Genomic DNA, 20,914 nt, shown 5'->3' on the forward strand with positions numbered 1-20,914 from the left:
ATCGATCCTCTCTCCCCTGAGGGGAGAGAGTTACGGTGAGAGGTGTCAGAACTGAGCTTCTTCCGTCGAGCCCGTTAACGCGGTAACAGAGGACGCCCCGCCCTGGATGATGGTGGTCACTTTATCGAAGTAGCCCGTGCCCACCTCCTGTTGGTGAGACACGAAGGTGTAGCCCTCTTTGGCGGCGGCAAACTCTGGCTGCTGCACTTTTTCCACATAGTGCCGCATCCCTTCACCCTGCGCATAGGCGTGTGCCAGGTCGAACATGTTGAACCACATGCTGTGAATGCCCGCCAGGGTAATAAACTGGTATTTGTAGCCCATCTCCGACAGTTGCTGCTGGAAACTGGCAATGGTTTTGTCGTCCAGATTTTTCTGCCAGTTGAATGACGGCGAGCAGTTATACGCCAGCAGCTTGCCAGGGAATTTCGCATGAATGGCATCCGCAAAGCGTTTCGCCAGCGCCAGATCGGGTGTTGAGGTTTCACACCACACCAGGTCGGCATACGGCGCATACGCCAGGCCACGGCTAATAGCCTGTTCGATCCCGGCGCGGGTACGGTAGAACCCTTCGCTGGTACGCTCGCCGGTGATGAACTCGCTGTCATAAGGGTCGCAATCCGAGGTAATCAGGTCCGCAGCATCCGCATCGGTACGGGCAATCACCAGCGTCGGTACGCCCATGACATCTGCCGCCAGACGCGCAGCCACCAGTTTCTGAATCGCCTCTTGCGTCGGTACCAGCACTTTTCCGCCCATATGGCCGCATTTTTTCACCGAAGCCAGCTGATCTTCGAAGTGAACGGCCGCTGCACCGGCTTCAATCATCGATTTCATCAGTTCAAAGGCATTCAGTACGCCGCCAAAACCGGCTTCGGCATCCGCCACGATCGGCAGGAAATAATCGGTATAACGCGGATCGTTCGGTTCAATACCCGCCGACCATTGGATCTGATCCGCGCGGCGGAAGGTGTTGTTGATCCGATCGACCACAGCCGGAACGGAGTTGGCCGGGTAGAGCGATTGATCCGGATACATACTGGAGGCCAGGTTCGCATCTGCCGCCACCTGCCAGCCCGACAGATAAATCGCTTCGATGCCTGCTTTTGCCTGTTGCAATGCCTGCCCGCCAGTCAGTGCGCCAAGGCTGTTGATATAGCCTTTTTTCGCCTCACCATGCAGCAGACGCCACATTTTCGCTGCGCCCATCTGCGCCAGCGTGCATTCCGGGTTCACCGAGCCACGTAATTTCACCACCTCTTCCGCGCTATAAGGACGCGTGATGCCTTCCCAGCGAGGGTTAGTCCATTCTTTTTTCAGTTCTTCTATTTGTTGGGTACGGGTTTTCATGTGCAGATGCTCCATATTCTCGTCCTGGCTTTCCAGGCGTTATTGGTGAAGGCAGTTTGGTCACGAGAAGCCGCACAAAAACCGGAGCGTACTTAGCGTACGTGAGGGTTTTGAGCGCTGTCCGGGGCCAAAATGGCGAACAAAATAGCCTGGGCGCTAAGCCAGCAGGCGATAGCCTGGCAACGTCAGGAAGTCGATTAACTCATCAGAGGTGGTGATCTGCTCCATCAGGCGGGCAGCATCATCGAAACGTCCGCTACTAAAGCGGTGTTCGCCCAACTCTTCCTGAATCACCAGCATCTCTTCGGCCAGCATTTGACGGAACAGGGCCTTCGTGACCGGTTTGCCGTTGCTGAGCGTTTTCTCGTGATGGATCCACTGCCAGATTGAGGTGCGCGAGATTTCAGCCGTTGCCGCATCTTCCATCAGACCGTAAATCGGTACACAGCCGTTGCCGGAGATCCACGCTTCGATGTACTGAACGGCCACGCGGATATTGGCGCGCATCCCCTCTTCTGTGCGTTCGCCATCGCAGGCCGCCAGTAGCTGATCTGCCGTGGTGGGGGCATCGCTCTCACGCGTAACCGCCAGTTGGTTTTTGTTTTCACCCAGTACCTCGTTAAAGACAGCCATGGCCGTATCCGCCAGGCCCGGATGCGCAATCCACGTACCGTCATGGCCGTTGTTGGCTTCCAGCAACTTGTCCGCTTTTACTTTATTGAGTACCTGGTTATTGCGTTCAGCATCTTTACTGGGAATAAAGGCCGCCATGCCACCCATGGCGAACGCGCCACGGCGATGGCAGGTTTTAATCAGCAGCCGCGAATAGGCGCTCAGGAATGGTTTATCCATCGTTACCACCTGACGATCGGGTAGCACACGGTCCGGGTGGTTTTTCAATGTCTTGATATAGCTAAAGATGTAATCCCAACGGCCACAGTTCAGACCAACAATGTGATCACGCAGCGCATACAGGATTTCATCCATCTGGAAGACGGCAGGCAGCGTCTCGATCAGCAAGGTGGCCTTGATGGTGCCGCGCGGCAGGTCGAAGCGATCTTCGGCATAACAGAAGACTTCACTCCACCATGCCGCCTCCTGCCATGCCTGGGTCTTCGGCAGATAAAAGTAAGGACCGCTGCCTTTTGCCAGCAACGCTTTATGGTTGTGGAAGAAATAGAGCGCAAAGTCGAAGAGGCTGCCAGGGATAGCTTCGCCGCGCCAGGTCACGTGTTTTTCTGGCAGATGCAAGCCACGGACGCGACAAATCAGTACCGCCGGATCGGGTTTGAGCTGGTAGATTTTTCCGGCCTCATTGGTATAGCTGATGGTGCCATTCACCGCATCACGCAGGTTAATTTGCCCATCGATCACTTTATCCCAGTCCGGTGAAAGGGAGTCTTCGAAATCCGCCATGAAGACTTTCACGTTGGCATTGAGCGCATTGATCACCATTTTGCGTTCAACCGGCCCGGTGATCTCAACACGGCGATCCTGCAAATCTTCCGGGATACCGCGAATAGTCCAGTCGCCCTCGCGAATGGAATTAGTTTCCGAAATAAAATCAGGCAGCTTGCCGTTGTCGATATCCTGCTGCTGTTGCATACGCGCAGCCAGTAGCTTATTGCGTTGTGGCGTAAAGCGTGTCACCAGCTCCGTAAGGAATTCGACCGCTTCCGGGGTCAGAATTTGCTTTTCCATTTCGCCATAAGGCTTGTTAAAAGCCAATTCACCTGTCGTCGTTGCCTGTTGTGTCATTGCGCTGCTCCTCATCATCGTTGATCCACGTACACTCCCCAACGCGAACGAAAGATCGTTGTATGGTTTTCGTTCAGCACAATTAAGACTACTCATTTAATTTTCAAAATCAAAAACAATTTCCATTTTAATTTAAAAAACAGCTTAACTATTTGATAACAATGAATTTAAAATTTAATTACTTGCTGGAGAGAATTTCAGGCATGAAAAAGGCACCCGAAGGTGCCTGAAATGGGGAGCTGAAACGCTTTAGGATCGTGCTGAAACGTTAATCAAGCGTTGGGTTCATATGGCTCAGGTCGAACGGCGTAATCTGGTACACGTAGTAGTTCAGCCAGTTGGTAAACAATAGATTTCCATGGCTACGCCATGTTGCATGTGGCTTGTTCCGGGGATCGTCGTTCGGGAAATAGTTATACGGGATTTCCGGTGACAGCCCGGCCTCAACATCACGGAAATACTCACCTGCAAGAGTATTAGCGTCGTACTCAGGATGGCCGGTAACAAAGGCGATACGCTTATCTTTGCTGGCGAACAGATAGGCATCGCCCTGATCGCTTTCAGCCAGGATTTCCAGGTCGGTATAGTCACGAATCAGTGCCGCCGGGAAATCGGCATAGCGTGAGTGCGGCGCGAGGAACGTATCATCAAAACCACGAGTCAGCAGAGCGTGTGGATGCAAAATGTGGTGCTCATAGACGCCGGACAGCTTTTCACTGCGGGTTTGCTTAGGAATACCGTAAAGGATGTTCAGTGCGGCTTGTACCGCCCAACAGACAAACAACGTGGAGGTGACATGGTCTTTTGCCCACTCCAGTACCTGTTTGATCTGCGGCCAGTAGGCAACATCGTTAAATTCAACCAGACCCAATGGCGCACCGGTTACAATCAAGCCATCGAAGTTCTCTTCGCTGATTTCATCAAAGTTACAGTAGAAGTTGTTGAGGTGTTCCACTGGCGTGTTGCGTGATTCACGCGCGTCAATGCGCAGTAGCTTGATATCCACCTGCAGTGGCGAGTTGGAGAGTAACCGCAGAAATTGGTTCTCTGTCTCGATCTTCTTTGGCATCAGGTTGAGGATAAGTACCTTGAGCGGACGAATTTCCTGACCTGTAGCACGCGATGTCGTCATCACAAAGACGTTTTCATCACGCAAGAAATTGACGGCTGGTAGCTCGTCCTGCACCCGAATCGGCATAACTTATATCCTCACTGCATACGTTTAAACGTTTAGACATCCAGATAGCTGACAATACCCAGGAATAGGCGCGTTGTCGAGTCTGCATGTAGAAGGTGAGAAAGTTTCACGAAAGTGTTTGCGTTAGAATATAAGCGCGCATAACAGGAGACAATATGGTTATTAGTATTCGTCGTTCGCGACCTGAGGAAGGAGAGAGGCTGATCGCTATCTGGTGCCGCTCGGTCGATGCGACACATGATTTTTTGTCCAGAGATTATCGGGCTGAGTTGGAGGAGCAGGTGAGTGCATTTTTACCGACAGCGCCGCTTTGGGTTGCCGTCAATAAACAGGATGAACCCGTTGGGTTTATGCTACTCACCGATAAGCATATGGATGCACTGTTTATTGATCCTGACGTTCGCAGCAGCGGCGTAGGGAAACGACTGGTTGAACACGCCTTGCTGTTGGCCCCCAACTTAACGACCAACGTTAATGAGCAAAACGAGCAGGCCATTGGGTTCTACCTTAAGCTGGGATTTATGGTAACCGGACGAAGCGAAAAGGATGATTCCGGCAGGCCATATCCACTGCTGCATTTACGCTATCAACAGTAATGTTTACCGCTTCGCGATCAGCGCCATCACCGCGTCATCGCTCAGGGGTGTTGATTGCGCGTGCGTTATCAAGCGGCGATAACGCATTCGCGTCGCACCTGCGACGACTTCCTGCAGGATACGATCTTCGACCTGCGATAATCCGCCCTCGTTCATTTCCAGCGCGCTGATAACAATGTCAAAGCGGTCTGTGCGCAGCAGTTTCCTGAGCCATGAACGGGGTCGGATCTGTTCGATAAGGTCCCACAGAACTTTTTCGGCCTTGAAAAAATCAGCGATAAGCAGGCGTTGATTACTAAAGGCACCGCTTCCTGATACATCCTGCTTACGCTCAATGTTGCGAACGGTGATATGATTTTTGCGAACCTGGATATAAAGAACAGACATGAAAAATTCCTTTTATCATGCGAAGAAAACGCAAAAAGCCCATCCGTGAGGATGGGCTTCTTACTTGTTTGATGCCTGGCAGTTCCCTACTCTCACATGGGGAGACCCCACACTACCATCGGCGCTACGGCGTTTCACTTCTGAGTTCGGCATGGGGTCAGGTGGGACCACCGCGCTAAAGCCGCCAGGCAAATTCTGTTAATCTGTATCTAAGCTGAAAATCTTCTCAATCCGCCAAAACATCTTCGGCGTTGTAAGGTTAAGCCTCACGGTTCATTAGTACCGGTTAGCTCAACGCATCGCTGCGCTTACACACCCGGCCTATCAACGTCGTCGTCTTCAACGTTCCTTTAGTGTCCTTAAAGGACAAGGGAGAACTCATCTCGGGGCAAGTTTCGTGCTTAGATGCTTTCAGCACTTATCTCTTCCGCATGTAGCTACCGGGCAGTGCCATTGGCATGACAACCCGAACACCAGTGATGCGTCCACTCCGGTCCTCTCGTACTAGGAGCAGCCCCCCTCAATTCTCCAGCGCCCACGGCAGATAGGGACCGAACTGTCTCACGACGTTCTAAACCCAGCTCGCGTACCACTTTAAATGGCGAACAGCCATACCCTTGGGACCTACTTCAGCCCCAGGATGTGATGAGCCGACATCGAGGTGCCAAACACCGCCGTCGATATGAACTCTTGGGCGGTATCAGCCTGTTATCCCCGGAGTACCTTTTATCCGTTGAGCGATGGCCCTTCCATTCAGAACCACCGGATCACTATGACCTGCTTTCGCACCTGCTCGCGCCGTCACGCTCGCAGTCAAGCTGGCTTATGCCATTGCACTAACCTCCTGATGTCCGACCAGGATTAGCCAACCTTCGTGCTCCTCCGTTACTCTTTGGGAGGAGACCGCCCCAGTCAAACTACCCACCAGACACTGTCCGCAACCCGGATTACGGGTCCACGTTAGAACATCAAACATTAAAGGGTGGTATTTCAAGGTTGGCTCCACGCAGACTGGCGTCCACGCTTCAAAGCCTCCCACCTATCCTACACATCAAGGCTCAATGTTCAGTGTCAAGCTATAGTAAAGGTTCACGGGGTCTTTCCGTCTTGCCGCGGGTACACTGCATCTTCACAGCGAGTTCAATTTCACTGAGTCTCGGGTGGAGACAGCCTGGCCATCATTACGCCATTCGTGCAGGTCGGAACTTACCCGACAAGGAATTTCGCTACCTTAGGACCGTTATAGTTACGGCCGCCGTTTACCGGGGCTTCGATCAAGAGCTTCTCCTTACGGATAACCCCATCAATTAACCTTCCGGCACCGGGCAGGCGTCACACCGTATACGTCCACTTTCGTGTTTGCACAGTGCTGTGTTTTTAATAAACAGTTGCAGCCAGCTGGTATCTTCGACTGATTTCAGCTCCACCCGCAGGGGCTTCACCTACATATCAGCGTGCCTTCTCCCGAAGTTACGGCACCATTTTGCCTAGTTCCTTCACCCGAGTTCTCTCAAGCGCCTTGGTATTCTCTACCTGACCACCTGTGTCGGTTTGGGGTACGATTTCGTGTTACCTGATGCTTAGAGGCTTTTCCTGGAAGCAGGGCATTTGTTACTTCATCACCGTAGTGACTCGTCATCACACCTCAGCCTTGATTATCCGGATTTGCCTGGATAACCAGCCTACATGCTTAAACCGGGACAACCGTCGCCCGGCTAACATAGCCTTCTCCGTCCCCCCTTCGCAGTAACACCAAGTACAGGAATATTAACCTGTTTCCCATCGACTACGCCTTTCGGCCTCGCCTTAGGGGTCGACTCACCCTGCCCCGATTAACGTTGGACAGGAACCCTTGGTCTTCCGGCGAGCGGGCTTTTCACCCGCTTTATCGTTACTTATGTCAGCATTCGCACTTCTGATACCTCCAGCATGCCTCACAGCACACCTTCACAGGCTTACAGAACGCTCCCCTACCCAACAACACTTAGTGTCGCTGCCGCAGCTTCGGTGCATGGTTTAGCCCCGTTACATCTTCCGCGCAGGCCGACTCGACCAGTGAGCTATTACGCTTTCTTTAAATGATGGCTGCTTCTAAGCCAACATCCTGGCTGTCTGTGCCTTCCCACATCGTTTCCCACTTAACCATGACTTTGGGACCTTAGCTGGCGGTCTGGGTTGTTTCCCTCTTCACGACGGACGTTAGCACCCGCCGTGTGTCTCCCGTGATAACATTCTCCGGTATTCGTAGTTTGCATCGGGTTGGTAAGCCGGGATGGCCCCCTAGCCGAAACAGTGCTCTACCCCCGGAGATGAATTCACGAGGCGCTACCTAAATAGCTTTCGGGGAGAACCAGCTATCTCCCGGTTTGATTGGCCTTTCACCCCCAGCCACAAGTCATCCGCTAATTTTTCAACATTAGTCGGTTCGGTCCTCCAGTTAGTGTTACCCAACCTTCAACCTGCCCATGGCTAGATCACCGGGTTTCGGGTCTATACCCTGCAACTTAACGCCCAGTTAAGACTCGGTTTCCCTTCGGCTCCCCTATTCGGTTAACCTTGCTACAGAATATAAGTCGCTGACCCATTATACAAAAGGTACGCAGTCACCCCATTAAGAGGCTCCCACTGCTTGTACGTACACGGTTTCAGGTTCTTTTTCACTCCCCTCGCCGGGGTTCTTTTCGCCTTTCCCTCACGGTACTGGTTCACTATCGGTCAGTCAGGAGTATTTAGCCTTGGAGGATGGTCCCCCCATATTCAGACAGGATACCACGTGTCCCGCCCTACTCATCGAGCTCACAACCTGTGTGCTTTCGTGTACGGGGCTGTCACCCTGTATCGCGCGACTTTCCAGACGCTTCCACTAACACACAAGCTGATTCAGGCTCTGGGCTGCTCCCCGTTCGCTCGCCGCTACTGGGGGAATCTCGGTTGATTTCTTTTCCTCGGGGTACTTAGATGTTTCAGTTCCCCCGGTTCGCCTCGTTTGACTATGTATTCATCAAACGATAGTGCAACGGATTGCACTGGGTTTCCCCATTCGGACATCGCCGGGTCAAAGGTTCATATCACCTCGCCGGCGCTTTTCGCAGATTAGCACGTCCTTCATCGCCTCTGACTGCCAGGGCATCCACCGTGTACGCTTAGTCGCTTAACCTCACAACCCGAAGATGTCTTGTTCTGTCCGGTTTGTTGCGCGTTGTGAATACTACGTTGTTCCGTACTCGCGATGCTCATGGACATCAAGTCCACTGCGCTCGCTGCGTGCGGTACGCCTTGCCTTCACATCGCTCACGTCACCTTTTACAGTGTCATCTTCTGATTGCGATAATTTGAGAGACTCGAACACACTTTCGTGTGTCGTTTCAATTTTCAGCTTGATCCAGATTTTTAAAGAGCAAATATCTCAAACATGACTCGAAAGTCAGTTTTGAGATATCGGTGGCAACGCCTTTCACACATTACCGCGCAAGTGGCGTCCCCTAGGGGATTCGAACCCCTGTTACCGCCGTGAAAGGGCGGTGTCCTGGGCCTCTAGACGAAGGGGACACTTAAGTCTCACTCGCAAGACGCCTTGCTTTTTACTTTTCATCAGACAATCTGTGTGAGCACTACAAAGGCAGGTTCTTTAAGGTAAGGAGGTGATCCAACCGCAGGTTCCCCTACGGTTACCTTGTTACGACTTCACCCCAGTCATGAATCACAAAGTGGTAAGCGCCCTCCCGAAGGTTAAGCTACCTACTTCTTTTGCAACCCACTCCCATGGTGTGACGGGCGGTGTGTACAAGGCCCGGGAACGTATTCACCGTGGCATTCTGATCCACGATTACTAGCGATTCCGACTTCATGGAGTCGAGTTGCAGACTCCAATCCGGACTACGACATACTTTATGAGGTCCGCTTGCTCTCGCGAGGTCGCTTCTCTTTGTATATGCCATTGTAGCACGTGTGTAGCCCTGGTCGTAAGGGCCATGATGACTTGACGTCATCCCCACCTTCCTCCAGTTTATCACTGGCAGTCTCCTTTGAGTTCCCGGCCGGACCGCTGGCAACAAAGGATAAGGGTTGCGCTCGTTGCGGGACTTAACCCAACATTTCACAACACGAGCTGACGACAGCCATGCAGCACCTGTCTCACGGTTCCCGAAGGCACTAAGGCATCTCTGCCAAATTCCGTGGATGTCAAGACCAGGTAAGGTTCTTCGCGTTGCATCGAATTAAACCACATGCTCCACCGCTTGTGCGGGCCCCCGTCAATTCATTTGAGTTTTAACCTTGCGGCCGTACTCCCCAGGCGGTCGACTTAACGCGTTAGCTCCGGAAGCCACGCCTCAAGGGCACAACCTCCAAGTCGACATCGTTTACGGCGTGGACTACCAGGGTATCTAATCCTGTTTGCTCCCCACGCTTTCGCACCTGAGCGTCAGTCTTTGTCCAGGGGGCCGCCTTCGCCACCGGTATTCCTCCAGATCTCTACGCATTTCACCGCTACACCTGGAATTCTACCCCCCTCTACAAGACTCAAGCCTGCCAGTTTCGAATGCAGTTCCCAGGTTGAGCCCGGGGATTTCACATCCGACTTGACAGACCGCCTGCGTGCGCTTTACGCCCAGTAATTCCGATTAACGCTTGCACCCTCCGTATTACCGCGGCTGCTGGCACGGAGTTAGCCGGTGCTTCTTCTGCGGGTAACGTCAATCAACACGGTTATTAACCGTATTGCCTTCCTCCCCGCTGAAAGTGCTTTACAACCCGAAGGCCTTCTTCACACACGCGGCATGGCTGCATCAGGCTTGCGCCCATTGTGCAATATTCCCCACTGCTGCCTCCCGTAGGAGTCTGGACCGTGTCTCAGTTCCAGTGTGGCTGGTCATCCTCTCAGACCAGCTAGGGATCGTCGCCTTGGTGAGCCATTACCTCACCAACAAGCTAATCCCATCTGGGCACATCCGATGGCAAGAGGCCCGAAGGTCCCCCTCTTTGGTCTTGCGACATTATGCGGTATTAGCTACCGTTTCCAGTAGTTATCCCCCTCCATCGGGCAGTTTCCCAGACATTACTCACCCGTCCGCCACTCGTCACCCAAGGAGCAAGCTCCTCTGTGCTACCGTTCGACTTGCATGTGTTAGGCCTGCCGCCAGCGTTCAATCTGAGCCATGATCAAACTCTTCAATTTAAAAGTTTGATGCTCGTAGAATTAAACTTCGTAATGAATTACGTGTTCACTCTATGAGACTTGGTATTCATTTAGTGTCCGAAGACATTAAGAATCCATGTCACTTTGAGTGCCCACACAGATTGTCTGATAAATTGTTAAAGAGCAGTGCAACGCGGCTTTCGCTCACCGTTGCGAGGTGGCGTATATTACGCTTTCCTCTTTCAGAGTCAACCCGTTATTTCAGGATTTTTCTCTTCAACCGACCCGGCTGTTTGTGTGAAGTGATTCACATCCGCCGTGTCGATGGAGGCGCATTATAGGGAGTTCTCCGCAGGCCGCAATAGAAAAATTGCAGAAAAATGACTGACTGCTGCATTCCACAGCAAAAGCCCGCCTTATACCCTTTTGCACACAGACTTATCCACAATGCTGCGAAAAAGTGAAAATTCGCGAGCGTTGCGCAAACGTTTTCGTTAAAATGCCCCCGCTAAAACAAGGATGCCCCGTAAGGGGCGTTAGCTGAGTTTTTAGATGAAAATTCAGCTAACGCTCTCTGTAATCGTCAAATCCAGGGGATTTACCATGCAACAACGTCGTCCAATCCGCCGCGCGCTGCTCAGTGTTTCTGACAAAGCCGGTATCGTCGAATTCGCCCAGGCACTTTCTGCACGCGGTGTGGAACTGCTATCTACAGGGGGCACTGCCCGTCTGTTAGCTGATAAAGGCCTGCCGGTGACCGAAGTTTCCGATTACACCGGTTTCCCGGAAATGATGAATGGACGCGTTAAGACCCTGCATCCGAAAGTGCATGGTGGGATCCTTGGCCGCCGCGGCCAGGATGATGCCATCATGGCTGAGCACAGCATCTCTCCTATTGATATGGTCGTTGTTAACCTTTATCCGTTTGCCCAGACCGTTGCCCGCGAAGGCTGTTCTCTGGAAGATGCGGTAGAGAATATCGATATCGGCGGCCCGACTATGGTGCGCTCGGCGGCGAAGAACCATAAAGATGTCGCCATCGTTGTAAAGAGCAGCGACTACAACGCTATTATTGAAGAGATGGATGCCAACGAAGGCTCCCTGACCCTCGACACCCGCTTCGACCTCGCCATTAAAGCCTTTGAACACACCGCCGCCTACGACAGCATGATCGCCAACTATTTTGGCAGCATGGTGCCGGCCTATCACGGCGAGACAAAAGAAGCCGCCGGCCGCTTCCCGCGCACCCTGAACCTGAACTTCATTAAGAAGCAGGATATGCGCTACGGCGAAAACAGCCACCAGCAGGCAGCCTTCTATATAGAAGAAGAGATCAAAGAAGCCTCTGTTGCGACCGCGCAGCAAGTTCAGGGCAAAGCGCTTTCCTATAACAATATTGCCGATACCGATGCTGCACTGGAATGTGTGAAAGAGTTCAGCGAGCCGGCCTGCGTTATCGTTAAACATGCTAACCCATGCGGCGTAGCGGTCAGTTCCTCTATTCTGGATGCTTACGATCGCGCGTACAAAACCGACCCGACCTCCGCGTTCGGCGGTATCATCGCCTTTAACCGCGAACTGGATGCCGAAACCGCGCAGGCCATCATCTCCCGCCAGTTTGTTGAAGTGATCATTGCACCGTCTGCGACTGAAGAAGCCCTGAAGATCACTGCCGCGAAACAGAACGTCCGCGTGCTGACCTGTGGTGAGTGGACCGCACGCGTCCCGGGTCTTGATTTCAAACGCGTTAACGGCGGCCTGCTGGTTCAGGACCGCGATCTGGGTATGGTGACCGAAGGCGAACTGCGTGTTGTTTCCAAACGCCAGCCGACCGAACAGGAACTGCGTGATGCGCTGTTCTGCTGGAAAGTGGCGAAGTTCGTGAAATCCAACGCTATCGTGTATGCCAAAGAGAACATGACCATTGGCATAGGCGCAGGCCAGATGAGCCGCGTCTACTCCGCGAAAATCGCCGGGATCAAAGCAGGCGATGAAGGTCTGGAAGTGAAAGGTTCCGCGATGGCCTCTGATGCGTTCTTCCCGTTCCGTGATGGTATTGATGCCGCTGCCGCCGTTGGCGTGAGCTGTGTGATTCAGCCAGGCGGTTCTATCCGTGATGACGAAGTGATTGCCGCCGCCGACGAACACGGTATTGCGATGATCTTCACCGACATGCGTCACTTCCGCCATTAATTTTCGGAGCAGACAATGAAAGTATTAGTGATTGGTAACGGCGGGCGCGAGCACGCGCTGGCATGGAAAGCGGCACAGTCACCGCTGGTCGACACCGTTTTCGTCGCACCGGGCAACGCAGGCACAGCGCTGGAACCCACGCTGCAAAACGTCGCCATTGGCGTAACCGATATTCCGGCGCTGCTGAGCTTTGCTCAGAGCGAGAAGATTGATCTGACCATCGTTGGCCCGGAAGCGCCACTGGTGATTGGCGTTGTGGATGCGTTCCGTGCCGCAGGGCTGAAAATCTTCGGCCCAACCGAAGGCGCTGCTCAACTGGAAGGCTCTAAAGCCTTCACCAAAGATTTCCTCGCGCGTCATAACATTCCGACAGCGGAATACCAGAACTTCACCGAAGTGGAACCTGCGCTGGCCTGGCTGCGCGAAAAAGGCGCTCCGATCGTTATCAAAGCAGACGGTCTGGCTGCCGGTAAAGGCGTGATCGTGGCAATGACGCTCGAGGAAGCCGAAGCGGCCGTCAACGACATGCTGGCTGGCAACGCCTTTGGCGACGCAGGCCACCGTATCGTTATCGAAGAGTTCCTCGACGGTGAAGAAGCCAGCTTTATCGTGATGGTTGACGGTGAGCATGTGCTGCCTATGGCGACCAGCCAGGATCATAAACGCGTCGGTGATGGCGATACCGGTCCGAATACGGGCGGTATGGGCGCTTATTCCCCCGCTCCGGTGGTGACGGATGAAGTCCACCAGCGCACCATGGAACGTATCATTTGGCCAACCGTTAAAGGTATGGCCGCCGAAGGGAATACCTATACCGGCTTCCTGTATGCCGGTCTGATGATCGACAAACAGGGCAACCCGAAGGTTATCGAGTTCAACTGCCGCTTCGGCGATCCGGAAACCCAGCCGATCATGCTGCGCATGAAATCCGATCTGGTGGATCTGTGTCTCGCAGCCTGCGATGGCAAGCTGGATGAGAAAACCTCCGATTGGGATGAGCGCGCGTCTCTTGGTGTCGTTGTTGCTGCGGGTGGTTATCCGGGTAATTACAACACCGGTGACGAGATCCACGGACTGCCGCTGGAAGAAGTGGCGGATGGCAAAGTCTTCCACGCCGGCACAAAGCTTTCCGACGATGACCGCGTTCTTACCAACGGCGGTCGCGTGCTGTGCGCGACTGCGCTGGGCCACACCGTTGCCGAAGCACAGAAGCGTGCATACGCCTTAATGGAAAATATCCAGTGGGAAGGTAGCTTTAGCCGTAAAGATATCGGTTATCGCGCAATTGCCCGCGAGCAAAACAGCTAACGGCTGAGCTTTGCCAGCAGCGTTTTGCGCGTAATGCCCAACTGACGGGCGGCTTCTGTTTTGTTGCCGCCCGTTTTTTCGAGCGCCGCCAGGATCGCTTCTTTCTCTACATCGACCAGCGGCTGAATAACATCATCGCCGTGTGGCGCGTTCGCAATCGGCGTACCGACAATCGCCAGTGGCAACTCGCGCTCAGAAATAAACTCTCCGGTCAGCAAGACCACCGCCCGTTCAATCGCATTCTCCAGCTCACGAATATTGCCCGGCCATGTGTAGTGAATCAGCAAGTCCATCGCCTGCGGCGTAAATCCCTGTACCGCTTTACGGTTACGCTCGGCGTAACGTTGCAGGAAATAACGCGCCAGCGGAGGGATATCTTCCCTGCGTTGACGCAGCGGCGGCATGTCGATAGTCACGACGTTCAGGCGGTAGTAGAGATCCTGACGAAAACGCCCGGCGCTAACCTCCCCGGCTAAATCCCGGTGGGTGGCGGCAATCAGCCGTACGTCAACCGAAAGGGTCTGGTTGCTGCCCACGCGCTGCACTTCGCGCTCCTGAATCGCCCGCAACAGACGCACCTGCATTAACGGGGAGATATCGCCGATCTCATCAAGGAAGAGCGTGCCGCCGTCTGCTTCAACAAAGCGCCCGTCCCGACGTTTGTCCGCGCCGGTGAACGCGCCTTTCTCATGGCCAAACAGCTCCGACTCCAGCAACGACTCGTTGAGCGCCGCACAGTTGAGGGTAACCAACGGCCCGTGGCTGCGACCACTGCTGGCGTGCAGCGCCCGTGCGACCAGCTCTTTCCCGGTTCCCGACTCGCCGTGAATCAATACCGTCGCATCGGAGGGGGCCACCAGGGCGATATTATTCAGCAGCGCCCGCATCGCCGGGCTATCCCCCACCATGCCAAACTGAGCAGCGGGGGTGCCTGTGACAGGGGACTCACTCAGCCGCGTATGCGCCAGCGCCCCGGACAGCGTCTGCTGCAACTTGTCAAAGTCCAGCGGCTTGATGAGGTAGTCCAGCGCACCGGATTTCAGCGCCTCCACTGCGGTATCGACGCTGGAGTACGCGGTCATGATCAGAACGGGAATCGACGGATTCAAGGTTTTGATCTCTTTCAGCGTTTCGATACCGTCCATCTCCGCCATACGGATATCGCAAAGCACCAGATCAAACACCTGCTGACGTACCTGTTCCAGCGCCTGTACGCCGTTATGAGCCAGCGCAACCCGGTATCCCCAGCCCCGCAACAGCGCCTGTAAAATAGTGCAGTGGCTGATGTCATCATCCACCACCAGAATATCGACCTGCCCGCCACTCATCCTTGTTCATCCTTCTGTTGCCCGTTGACCGGCAAAAAGAGAGTAAATACCGCGCCCTTGCCGGGAGCACTCCCGGCATGAATTATTCCGCCGTGCTGCTCAATAATATTCTGCACGACGGCCAGGCCAAGCCCGGTTCCGTCGGCTCTGGTGGTGTAATACGGCGTGAAGATGGACTGTAACTGTTCCGCCGTCATACCCTTACCACTGTCCGCAACGCTTACCTTAACTCGCCCGTCGCCACATTCGCTCGCTGCGACCGTAATTACGCCATCGTGATCAATGGCGTGGATAGCATTAAGGTAGAGGTTCAGCAGCACCTGCTTCAAACGATCCGGATCGGCCTGGATGCGGCATAGCTCTGGCTGCGGGGTGAAATTGAGCATAATCGCCCGACTGGCGGCATCCTGGCTAACCAACCGAAGCGAATGTCTAATCACTTCATTCAGGTTAACGGACTGGTAGGTTAAATGGGCCGGACGCACCAGTTCCAGCAGCTCGCTAACGACCCGGTTCAGACGATCGGCCTCCTTCGCCATCACCTGGGCCAGTTGATGCGCTTCTCCATCAGGCGGAGTGCGTTCGGCAAAATACTTTGCCAGCCCCTTGATGGAAGACAGCGGGTTGCGGATCTCATGCGCGACCCCTGCGGCCAGATGCCCAAGCGCCACCAGCTTTTCTTTACGCGCCATCGCCTCCTGCAATTGTTTACGCGAATGCTGATAGCGGCGAAACCAGAACTGGCTCAACACCGTTGCAATCATTACCCCCCCTGCCGCGCAAAGCATAATGACCATATTGCGCAGGCCACGGGCATTAGCCGTGTCCAGTTCGCGCGTATCAAAGGCAATGAAAATCACCTGCGGTAGCCCGGCACGCTGTTCGGCAGATTCGCGGGGCATCATACGCATATGATGCCCACCACCGCTGTTTAGCGGGCGGAATTGACGATAAATCTCCAGAGCCGGTTCCGGCTGTTCGAGCCGCCGCCAGCGTTCCTCCTGGTCAATCTTCAGTTCATGCATCGTATCGGCGGAGTACAGTGTCCCGCCAACCTGGTTCGGATCACTATGGGCAAGGATTTTGCCGTTCTCATCCGTCACCGCAAACCACAGCACGCCAGGCTGCCAGGCCATCTCCTCCAGCAGTGCCTGGAGTTGCGTATGATGCATACGCATACCCAAGCCCACGCGGGTTCCGGACTCCAGGGCGCGAATCAACACGCTGCCTTTCTCCTGGATAGTCTGCCGCGCGGCCTCATTTTCCCGGCCATAATCACGCACGATAAGCGCGGAGAACAGGCACACCAGTAGCAGAATAAAGCCGGTCAATAGCCAGCTCAGGCCCACGGCGACAGAATCCTTCGACAACCGCATCATGTTCATTACTACTCCCTTTATTTGCTGCTCCCGTTCACGCAGCAGAAATCATGCCATTTTTCTGCCACGGCAAACCTGCCTCCTGCCATAAACCCGCAAGGAAAACGAGTAAAAATGACCCGTCTCGCCCTCATCGTGAGTCATTTTTACTCGCCCCACCGGCCTGTAGCACGACGATACCCCTATATTCTGCTGGTCTCTCATCCTGGCATGGAAGATGCAAATCACTAAATAACAACAACCAGGAGAATGAACCATGAAACGGAACCAAAAACTGACGCTGACACTCATCACCCTCGCCGCGCTGACTTTAGGTAGCAGCTCGGCATGGGCAAGGCACCACTGGAACAACGGCAACGGGATGGGCCCGCAGGGCTATAGCCAACTGACCACCGAACAACAGGCTACTGCCCGGAAGCTGCATAACGATTTTTATGAGCAAACCCGTGCGTTACGTCAGCAACTCACCTCAAAACGTTATGAATACAATGCGTTATTAACCGCAGATAAACCGGACAGCGCAAAAATAGAATCCACAGCTCAGCAGATAGAGACGCTAAGCCAAAAACTGGACCAACAGCGAGTCAAGTTTGATATCACCTTAGCACAGGCAGGAATTCCTCGCGGTGAAGGCATGGGACACGGAAGTTGTGGCGGAGGTCGCGACCATATGGGAATGAATCACGGGTAAGACTTAGAAACTTTTCTCAGTTGGCTGCCAGGTACAAAAATCCTCATTGGCCACCAGCAGCAACTGAGATCCTTCGGGACCTTCCAGCCACGCTACGCTCACTTCCGCCGATGAATGATTCTGCCGACGCTCTATATGGCTGATAGCCAGAGAATCGAGGTCGGGTTTGATGGTTTGACCTTCGCATGTTGTAACGGAACCATTGGCATGCCAACGGCCCTGGCGCAGCACTACACGCCCCAGACGCAATGCGTCGCTGGTCTGCCGGAGCTGGTTCGCACGATAACGGTAGAGCGCGACCTGATCGCTGGAAAGCTGCTCTTTCTGACCATTGACTTCACGCTGCATGAAACTCAGCTCGCCGTGGTCATCAAAGCGCACACGGATGTGTTCCGGTGTTTTACCGTAGATATTGAGTTCAATCAGCCGAAGCTCATCGCCCTGCCAGCGGTATTCACTTAAAGAGGTATTCCCGTTGTGCCACGGGCTAAAAGCGGCGAGAAGATGGGTCTCGCTGTCTGAATCTTTGCGCCAAAGGCGCTCTGCTCCCTGGTCCCCGGCATAGCCGCTGGCGGTGAAGGGGGGGAGTGAGGAGTTGTGGCTACAGGCAGTTAATAACAGCACGCCCGCCAGCACCCGTGACCGGCGCCAGAAAGACAAAAGGGGCCGCAAAGCCCCTTCGATAAAACTGTTCACTGCCACGCCTGTCTTACTTAACAGAGTCTTTCAGTGCTTTACCAGAAACAAACGCCGGTACGTTAGCTGCGGCGATTTTGATTTCTTTACCGGTCTGCGGGTTGCGGCCAGTACGCTCAGCGCGGTGGTTCACTTTGAAGGTACCGAAACCAACCAGTTGTACAGCATCGCCTTCTTTCAGAGACTCAGTAATCGCAGCCAGGGTGGATTCCAGAGCAGCTTTCGCTTGCGCTTTAGACAGATCAGCCTTGTCTGCAATTACATCAATCAGTTGAGTCTTGTTCATAAGTTATCCTTTCAATGTGTTTATCGCTTGCTAAGCATCGAGTGCGACGGAAATGCCAGAAAAGCACTCTCCTGCATACACGCACCGATAGCCACTTTTTTTCGCCCCCCAAATGTAGACCAGACGGGGGTGCGAAGGGAAGCCTCCCAGGACGACAAAACAGGCGTTAAATCACGTTTTGTTGTCTCATTGCTGCAAATTTATACCGATATTACTGTCCCCGGCCTCACGCAGGTCTGCGCGCAGGCCTTTGATCAGTTCAATATCGCGTTCTTCACAAGCAGCCAAAAGGCGGAAAATCTCCCACTGAATGTCCCATTCCTGCTCCACCGCTGGGTTTTCTTTGAGCTCTTCGTCGGTCATTTCGCGACCTGCGTGAGTCATTTCCAGCATCGCAACGGTGGTAATAGACGTCTTGCTAACCTCAATCGCGTACTCTGTCGATTCACCGCTCAGGAGAGCATGAATAAGATCGCTTAGCGCCACACAAGCATCAATCGCCGGGTAGACACCGTACATATCGTAGTCGTCAGCCGAAGGAATTGCCTCTTCCAGCTTCTCAAGCTGGTTATCGAAATTCACCTTTGCATCTTTTACCGTCAGCGTTTCCCACACCAAATCGAGAATGCGGCGATAAAGCTGCGGGTTGCCAAACTCCGTTTCCTGGCAGAACATGGCGTAATTGGGATACATGCGCTCGCAAAGAGAGGCCATAAAAGTGACGTGCTGCCACGTTGCCAGCTTCTCCAGACGCAGGTGAATCGGGTTTTGTAACATGATAGGTTCTCTGATGCAGAAATTAGCGGCAGTGTACCTGAATCAACGCTGAATTTCCTGCCAACGCGCGAATGCAGGGCGGCCCGATGCGACAGCGTCGGCCCAACGGGTCGGTTCAGGCAGCCGATAGCCTTTCATGCAACGCTGCACCCAGGCCAGCGCGGTATCCGTGCTCACCCGATGCCCTGTCGCCACGAAAAGAGGGTTACAGCGCGCCTTACTGCGCCAGACCCATGCCAGTTGCTCGCCTTTGTCCATCAGCGGCGCCAGGGCGCCCGGTTCGTCAGAGAGTGGCTCAAACTTACCGCACAGCCGTTTTTTCGCCACGCCAATGGTTGGCACATCCACCAGCAGACCAAAGTGGCTGGCAACCCCCAGACGACGGGGATGTGATATTCCATGGCCATCGACAAATAGCAGATCCGGTTTTTGTGAGAGTTGCTCCCACGCCGCAAGCAGCGCGGGATATTCACGAAAAGAGAGAAAGCCGGGGATATAAGGCATCGTGGTCGCAATACGCGCCACTTTATACTCAACCAGTTCCAGTTCAGGCCAGGTCAACAGCACCATCGCGGCACGCGTCACTTCGCCGCCTTGCTCAAACCCTACATCCGCACCGCCGATCAGAGCGGGAGGATCTTTTTCCAGACGATCCTCACGGGAAACAGAAGAGGCCAGTTCAATTTGTTGAGCGCGTAGCGACGCGAGATCCATAACGACTCCTTACTTGTGATACTGGGCTGAGAGTCTGTGCACCGCCTCCACAAATACGCCAGCATGTTCTGGCGGCACATCCTGATGGATGCCGTGACCGAGGTTGAACACATGCCCTTCACCCTGACCGAAACCAGCAAGTATAGACGCCACTTCGTCTTCGATGCGGGCAGGTGCGGCATAAAGCATCGAAGGATCCATGTTGCCCTGCAGTGCCACTTTGTGGCCGACACGGCGGCGTGCATCGCTGATATCTGTAGTCCAGTCGAGACCCAGAGCATCACAGCCCGTCTCCGCCATCGCTTCCAGCCACTGCCCACCGCCTTTGGTAAACAGCGTCACCGGTACGCGTTTGCCCTCGTTTTCACGCAGCAGGCCGTCGACAATTTTATGCATGTAATAGAGCGAGAACTGCTTGTAATCGCGCCCGGTCAGCACACCGCCCCAGGTGTCGAAAATCATCACCGATTGGGCACCGGCTTTGATCTGCGCGTTGAGGTACAGGGTGACGCTGCTGGCCAGCTTATCAAGCAACAAATGCAGCGTTTGCGGTTCGGCGTACATCATCTTTTTAATGACGGTAAAGGCTTTACTGCTGCCGCCTTCCACCATATAGGTCGCCAGCGTCCACGGGCTACCGGAGAAACCAATCAGCGGCACTTCACCTTTCAGTTCACGGCGAATGGTACGCACGGCGTTCATGACGTAACCCAGTTCCTGCTCCGGGTCCGGCACGGGCAGTTTTTCAACATCCGCACGACAGGTAATGGGAGAGGTAAAACGTGGGCCTTCGCCCGCCTCGAAATAGAGCCCTAATCCCATCGCGTCCGGGATGGTCAGGATGTCGGAAAAAAGAATGGCCGCATCCAGTTTGTAGCGACGCAAAGGCTGAAGGGTGACTTCGCACGCCAGTTCGGCATTTTTGCACAGCGACATAAAATCACCCGCCTGCGCGCGCGTCGCTTTGTACTCCGGGAGATAGCGACCAGCCTGACGCATCATCCATACTGGCGTCACATCCACGGGCTGGCGCAGAAGTGCGCGAAGGTAGCGATCGTTTTTTAATTCGGTCATGTTTACAGTTCCTTATTGCGTCAGCCCGCCAGTGTAACACTA

At 54.0% G+C, this 20,914-nt stretch carries 15 protein-coding genes, 1 tRNA gene and 3 rRNA genes; 4 read left to right on the top strand and 15 right to left on the bottom strand.

Features of this window, described 5'->3' with window-relative positions; genetic code table 11:
• Nucleotides 1–45 precede the first annotated feature (45 nt).
• The 3 genes from aceA to metA form a co-directional block, all read right to left on the bottom strand.
• Complete coding sequence (aceA, locus tag C5523_RS25555) at nt 46–1,350, bottom strand: isocitrate lyase (RefSeq protein ID WP_103245891.1); 1,305 nt, start codon at nt 1,348–1,350, stop codon at nt 46–48.
• 156 nt (nt 1,351–1,506) lie between these two features.
• Nucleotides 1,507–3,108, bottom strand: a complete 1,602-nt coding sequence (aceB, locus tag C5523_RS25560; protein WP_039076764.1) for a malate synthase A — start codon at nt 3,106–3,108, stop codon at nt 1,507–1,509.
• A gap of 268 nt (nt 3,109–3,376) precedes the next feature.
• Nucleotides 3,377–4,306, bottom strand: coding sequence for a homoserine O-succinyltransferase (gene metA / locus C5523_RS25565; RefSeq protein WP_039076763.1), 930 nt, complete (start codon nt 4,304–4,306; stop codon nt 3,377–3,379).
• Between the two features lie 155 nt (nt 4,307–4,461).
• Here metA and C5523_RS25570 point away from each other — a divergent pair, with 155 nt between their 5' ends.
• Nucleotides 4,462–4,902, top strand: a complete 441-nt coding sequence (locus C5523_RS25570) for an acetyltransferase (protein ID WP_108702204.1) — start codon at nt 4,462–4,464, stop codon at nt 4,900–4,902.
• Nucleotides 4,903–4,905: 3 nt separating this feature from the next.
• On the opposite strand, the gene C5523_RS25575 is transcribed toward C5523_RS25570, so the two are convergent.
• The 5 genes from C5523_RS25575 to C5523_RS25595 form a co-directional block, all read right to left on the bottom strand.
• Nucleotides 4,906–5,289: a YjaA family stress response protein gene (locus C5523_RS25575; RefSeq protein ID WP_071194382.1), complete on the bottom strand. Its 384-nt coding sequence runs from the start codon at nt 5,287–5,289 to the stop codon at nt 4,906–4,908.
• A 73-nt stretch (nt 5,290–5,362) separates the two neighbouring features.
• A 5S ribosomal RNA gene (rrf, locus tag C5523_RS25580) occupies nt 5,363–5,478 on the bottom strand.
• Between the two features lie 66 nt (nt 5,479–5,544).
• Nucleotides 5,545–8,446 (bottom strand): 23S ribosomal RNA (locus C5523_RS25585).
• Nucleotides 8,447–8,762: 316 nt separating this feature from the next.
• Nucleotides 8,763–8,838: transfer RNA gene (locus tag C5523_RS25590), tRNA-Glu, on the bottom strand.
• Nucleotides 8,839–8,923: 85 nt separating this feature from the next.
• Nucleotides 8,924–10,465, bottom strand: a 16S ribosomal RNA gene (locus C5523_RS25595).
• Together the 16S, 23S and 5S rRNA genes with 1 tRNA gene alongside form the textbook arrangement of a ribosomal RNA operon.
• A gap of 564 nt (nt 10,466–11,029) precedes the next feature.
• Here C5523_RS25595 and purH point away from each other — a divergent pair.
• Together purH and purD are read left to right on the top strand one after the other, a co-directional pair.
• Nucleotides 11,030–12,619 (top strand): bifunctional phosphoribosylaminoimidazolecarboxamide formyltransferase/IMP cyclohydrolase, encoded by a 1,590-nt coding sequence (gene purH / locus C5523_RS25605; RefSeq protein WP_108702205.1) that lies wholly within the window; start codon nt 11,030–11,032, stop codon nt 12,617–12,619.
• 15 nt (nt 12,620–12,634) lie between these two features.
• Complete coding sequence (gene purD, locus C5523_RS25610) at nt 12,635–13,927, top strand: phosphoribosylamine--glycine ligase (RefSeq protein WP_071193739.1); 1,293 nt, start codon at nt 12,635–12,637, stop codon at nt 13,925–13,927.
• On the opposite strand, the gene zraR is transcribed toward purD, so the two are convergent.
• Both zraR and zraS read right to left on the bottom strand, forming a co-directional pair.
• A complete protein-coding gene (gene zraR, locus C5523_RS25615; RefSeq protein ID WP_039076838.1) occupies nt 13,924–15,255 on the bottom strand; it encodes a sigma-54-dependent response regulator transcription factor ZraR in 1,332 nt (443 codons plus the stop codon). The genes purD and zraR overlap by 4 nt on opposite strands.
• The gene (gene zraS / locus C5523_RS25620; protein ID WP_172960916.1) at nt 15,252–16,640 is read right to left on the bottom strand and encodes a two-component system sensor histidine kinase ZraS; all 1,389 of its coding nucleotides are present in this window, start codon (nt 16,638–16,640) and stop codon (nt 15,252–15,254) included. The genes zraR and zraS overlap by 4 nt, the downstream gene beginning before the upstream one ends.
• 250 nt (nt 16,641–16,890) lie before the next feature.
• Here zraS and zraP point away from each other — a divergent pair, with 250 nt between their 5' ends.
• Nucleotides 16,891–17,325: a zinc resistance sensor/chaperone ZraP gene (gene zraP / locus C5523_RS25625; RefSeq protein ID WP_108702206.1), complete on the top strand. Its 435-nt coding sequence runs from the start codon at nt 16,891–16,893 to the stop codon at nt 17,323–17,325.
• Between the two features lie 3 nt (nt 17,326–17,328).
• Here zraP and C5523_RS25630 read toward each other — a convergent pair whose 3' ends face one another.
• The 5 genes from C5523_RS25630 to hemE all read right to left on the bottom strand — a co-directional run bounded on the left by C5523_RS25630 (nt 17,329) and on the right by hemE (nt 20,872).
• Nucleotides 17,329–18,021: a DUF1481 domain-containing protein gene (locus C5523_RS25630; RefSeq protein WP_039076841.1), complete on the bottom strand. Its 693-nt coding sequence runs from the start codon at nt 18,019–18,021 to the stop codon at nt 17,329–17,331.
• A gap of 13 nt (nt 18,022–18,034) precedes the next feature.
• The gene (gene hupA / locus C5523_RS25635; protein WP_035890328.1) at nt 18,035–18,307 is read right to left on the bottom strand and encodes a nucleoid-associated protein HU-alpha; all 273 of its coding nucleotides are present in this window, start codon (nt 18,305–18,307) and stop codon (nt 18,035–18,037) included.
• Between the two features lie 186 nt (nt 18,308–18,493).
• On the bottom strand, nt 18,494–19,084 hold the full coding sequence (locus C5523_RS25640; protein WP_108702207.1) for a YjaG family protein: 591 nt from the start codon (nt 19,082–19,084) through the stop codon (nt 18,494–18,496).
• A 42-nt stretch (nt 19,085–19,126) separates the two neighbouring features.
• On the bottom strand, nt 19,127–19,798 hold the full coding sequence (nfi, locus tag C5523_RS25645; protein ID WP_039076843.1) for a deoxyribonuclease V: 672 nt from the start codon (nt 19,796–19,798) through the stop codon (nt 19,127–19,129).
• 9 nt (nt 19,799–19,807) lie between these two features.
• Nucleotides 19,808–20,872, bottom strand: coding sequence for a uroporphyrinogen decarboxylase (hemE, locus tag C5523_RS25650; RefSeq protein ID WP_071193734.1), 1,065 nt, complete (start codon nt 20,870–20,872; stop codon nt 19,808–19,810).
• Nucleotides 20,873–20,914 lie beyond the last annotated feature (42 nt).

Origin of the sequence: Phytobacter sp. SCO41, from assembly GCF_003073275.1 — a bacterium.
GTDB classification, from domain to species: Bacteria; Pseudomonadota; Gammaproteobacteria; order Enterobacterales; family Enterobacteriaceae; genus Phytobacter; species Phytobacter diazotrophicus.

Bases quoted from the DNA above. Each gene is read 5' to 3' on its own strand.
- purH (WP_108702205.1), top strand. From the start codon at position 11,030: ATGCAACAACGTCGTCCAATCCGCCGCGCGCTGCTCAGTGTTTCTGAC.
- C5523_RS25575 (WP_071194382.1), bottom strand. From the start codon at position 5,289: ATGTCTGTTCTTTATATCCAGGTTCGCAAAAATCATATCACCGTTCGC.
- aceB (WP_039076764.1), bottom strand. From the start codon at position 3,108: ATGACACAACAGGCAACGACGACAGGTGAATTGGCTTTTAACAAGCCT.
- zraR (WP_039076838.1), bottom strand. From the start codon at position 15,255: ATGAGTGGCGGGCAGGTCGATATTCTGGTGGTGGATGATGACATCAGC.
- hupA (WP_035890328.1), bottom strand. From the start codon at position 18,307: ATGAACAAGACTCAACTGATTGATGTAATTGCAGACAAGGCTGATCTG.
- nfi (WP_039076843.1), bottom strand. From the start codon at position 19,798: ATGGATCTCGCGTCGCTACGCGCTCAACAAATTGAACTGGCCTCTTCT.
- zraP (WP_108702206.1), top strand. From the start codon at position 16,891: ATGAAACGGAACCAAAAACTGACGCTGACACTCATCACCCTCGCCGCG.
- metA (WP_039076763.1), bottom strand. From the start codon at position 4,306: ATGCCGATTCGGGTGCAGGACGAGCTACCAGCCGTCAATTTCTTGCGT.
- purD (WP_071193739.1), top strand. From the start codon at position 12,635: ATGAAAGTATTAGTGATTGGTAACGGCGGGCGCGAGCACGCGCTGGCA.
- C5523_RS25640 (WP_108702207.1), bottom strand. From the start codon at position 19,084: ATGTTACAAAACCCGATTCACCTGCGTCTGGAGAAGCTGGCAACGTGG.
- aceA (WP_103245891.1), bottom strand. From the start codon at position 1,350: ATGAAAACCCGTACCCAACAAATAGAAGAACTGAAAAAAGAATGGACT.
- C5523_RS25570 (WP_108702204.1), top strand. From the start codon at position 4,462: ATGGTTATTAGTATTCGTCGTTCGCGACCTGAGGAAGGAGAGAGGCTG.
- hemE (WP_071193734.1), bottom strand. From the start codon at position 20,872: ATGACCGAATTAAAAAACGATCGCTACCTTCGCGCACTTCTGCGCCAG.
- zraS (WP_172960916.1), bottom strand. From the start codon at position 16,640: ATGAACATGATGCGGTTGTCGAAGGATTCTGTCGCCGTGGGCCTGAGC.